Raw genomic sequence first — 3080 nt, forward strand, 5'->3', positions numbered from 1 at the left:
GGCTCTCGTAGATCGGGTGGAACTTCATGAAGCCCGCCCACGCCTCGTCGAACATGATGTAGTCGCATAAAGGACCGATCCGCTCGAGCGTGCGCTGGGCGTCGTAGATCGTGCCGTCATAGGTGCATTGCTCGATCACCGCGACGCGGAACGGGCGCTCGCGCGTCCAGGCCTCTGGATCCTTGATGAGCGGATTGGCGCGGATCTTCGCGCGGATCGACGTCTCGTCGAGTTCTTCCGGCCGGATCGGGCCGATCAGGCCGTAGGCGTTGCGGTCGGTCGAGAGGTAGACCGGGACGCCGCCCGCCATCAAGAGCGCGCCCTGATGGGCGGCCTTGTGGTTGTTGCGGTCGAAGAGGACGAGGTCGCCCTCGGCGACGAGGCTCGTCAGCACGATCTTGTTGGACGACGACGTGCCATTGAGCACGAAATAGGTCTTCTCCGCGCCGAAGATCGCAGCGGCTTCCTTCTGCGCCTGCAACGCGGGCCCCTCGTGGGTCAGGAGGTCGCCGAGCTCGAGGATCGAATTGTCGAGGTCGTCGCGGAACACCGCCTCGCCCAGGTGCTCCATGAAGATCCGGCCGATCGGGCTGCGGCTGTAGAAGATGCCGCCGTTATGGCCGGGGCAGGTCCAGAGCTGATTGCCTTCCTCGGCGTAATCGACCAGAGCGCCGAAGAAAGGCGTTTTCAGCGTCTCGGCGTATTGCTTGAGGCGGGAGACGAGGTTCTTGGCGATGAACTCGGGCGTCTCCTCGGCAAGGAACACGTAGCCGTCGATGAAGTCGAGCACCTCGACCGGAATGTCCTCGAAGCGCTTGCGCCGCACGAGGATGACGATCGGCATGTCGAGACCGCGGCGGCGCATCAGGTTGATGAGCGAGGCGGCCTTGCCCTCTATGCCCTTCTTGCCCCAGTCGACGACAAGCAGGCCGATGGCGGCGTCGGTCTGGACGGCGATCTCCGCGTCCTCGACCCGGCGCGCCTTGATCACCTGGAAGCCCATCCGCTCGATGGCGGCGATGATCTGGTTGACTCGAAGCCCCTCCAGATCGTCCGCGTCGAACATCGGCGCGGAGAAAAGAAAGGTGAATCGCTGGAAGAAGTTCATGTCTTTCGGCCCCAACCCGGGTCGCGGCGCGTCGGGCGCCCTCGCGGCCGGCAAGCTAAGACAGGATGCGGGCGGCAGAATCAAGACGTTTGTCCGGCGCGCCCGTCCTCGCGCGCGCCGCCCGCGATTTTCCACGCTGCAATGCGTCCATTGGTCGCGCAGCCAGCGCCGTGCGGAACGGCCCGGAAAGGCATAAATTCACCGAAACGTCACGCTGGGACGCTAGTTGGTGCATTGCACAATCGACAACCCGGGCAAATGACCCCAAATCCCGCCGGCGGCTTCGCACAAGCCGCGGAGCATCGGTTCGATACGGCCGTCCGGCCAGCGCAGAGGCTGCCATGAGCGCAAAATCCGCCGTCCGCAATACCACGTGGGCCGAGCTCAAGGTTGGCGATTCCGCCAGCATCGAACGGACCTGCTCCGTCCAGGACCTCATCCTGTTCGCCCATGTCTCCGGAAACCTGAACCCGCTGATGCTGCCGTCGGCCGACGGCGCCGATGAGAAGACGGATCCGGTTGCGCCCTCCATGTGGGTCGGCTCGCTCGTCTCCGCCGTCCTCGGCAACATCCTTCCCGGTCCGGGCACGCTCTATCGGGCGCAGAACCTGAGTTTCCTCGGCCGCGTCCATGTTGGCGAGAAGGTCAAGGTCACGGTCGTCTGCCGCGAGAAGCGTGAAGAGCCGGTCGCCGTCTTCGACAACAAGATCATCAACGCCGTCGGCCAGATCGTGTGCGAGGGAACCTCCGAGATCGAGGCGCCGACCGTCGCCCAGGTTATCGAGGCGCGCCATCTGCCGTCGCTGATCGTGGATACGGCCGACCATTTCGGCAGGCTCGTCGTGCTCGCGGCCAAACTGCCGCCGCTGAAAACCGTCGTCGTCTGCCCGGACGACCACAATTCGCTGAGCGGTGCCCTGCTCTCGGCCGATCGCGGCCTGATCGAGCCCATTCTTATCGGCGATCCTGAGCGCATCAAGGCCGCGGCCAAGGCGATGGACGCCGACATCTCGCGTTATGCGATCGAGTCCGCCGCCGACCCGCATCTTGCCGCGGCCCGCGCGGTCGCGATGGTGCTCGAGGGCAGGGCCGGCGCCGTCATGAAGGGCAACCTCCACTCGGACGCGCTGCTCGCCGAAGTGGTCAAGAAGGACGGCGGCCTGCGCACGCAAAGGCGCATCAGCCACGTGTTCGCGCTCGACGTCCCGACGCTCGACGAAATCCTGTACATCTCGGACGCGGCGATCAACATCGCGCCCGACCTGATGACCAAGGTCGACATCGTCCAGAACGCGGTCGACCTCGCCCGCGCCTGCGGCCTCGAGCAGCCGCGCGTCGGCATTCTCTCGGCGGTCGAGACAATCAATCCGGCGATCCAATCGACGCTCGACGCCGCCATCTTGTCCAAGATGGCCGAGCGCGGCCAGATCCGCGGCGCGATCGTCGACGGGCCGCTGGCGATGGACAACGCCATCGACGTCGAAGCCGCCCGCACCAAGGGCATCGCCTCGCTGGTCGCGGGACGCGCCAACGTGCTGATCGTGCCCAATCTCGAAGCGGGCAACATGCTCGCCAAGGAGCTCACCTTCATCGCGCGGGCGGAAGCGGCGGGGCTGGTGCTCGGCGCCAAAGCGCCGGTCATGCTGACGAGCCGGGCCGACAATGATCGAGCCCGGCTCGCTTCTTGTGCGCTGGCCCAGCTTTACGAGTACTGGCGGCGTGAAGGCCGGGCGTTTGGCGATCAAGCGACGGTCGCCAAAGCGGCGGAGTGAACGCACTTGGGTTCTGTGATCCTGACTCTGAACGCCGGCTCGTCATCGCTCAAATTCGCCGCGTTCGCGGCCGCAAACGGCGGCGCGCTGACTCTGCTGGCGTCCGGACAAATCGAAGGGCTCGGCGCAGCGCCGACGGGCGCCGTCAAGACAGTCTCGGGCGAGACGGCCGAGCTTAGCTTCGAGCGCTCGCTCGCCCG

2 protein-coding genes and 1 pseudogene are annotated in these 3080 nt (G+C 65.7%); 2 read left to right on the forward strand and 1 reads right to left on the reverse strand.

Features of this window, described 5'->3' with window-relative positions:
• Window positions 1-1108 (reverse strand): Orn/Lys/Arg decarboxylase N-terminal domain-containing protein (locus tag ACLP25_RS24670; protein ID WP_442471762.1); only part of this gene is annotated, 1108 nt, incomplete at its 3' end.
• Window positions 1109-1449: 341 nt separating this feature from the next.
• Between ACLP25_RS24670 and ACLP25_RS24675 the strand changes: the two genes are divergently transcribed.
• A complete protein-coding gene (locus tag ACLP25_RS24675) occupies window positions 1450-2880 on the forward strand; it encodes a bifunctional enoyl-CoA hydratase/phosphate acetyltransferase (RefSeq protein WP_442471763.1) in 1431 nt (476 codons plus the stop codon).
• A 6-nt stretch (window positions 2881-2886) separates the two neighbouring features.
• A pseudogene (locus tag ACLP25_RS24680) lies at window positions 2887-3080 on the forward strand (acetate/propionate family kinase); the annotation flags it as partial.

The sequence above is a fragment of the Roseiarcus sp. genome (assembly GCF_052145395.1).
Classification (GTDB): Bacteria; Pseudomonadota; Alphaproteobacteria; order Rhizobiales; family Beijerinckiaceae; genus Roseiarcus.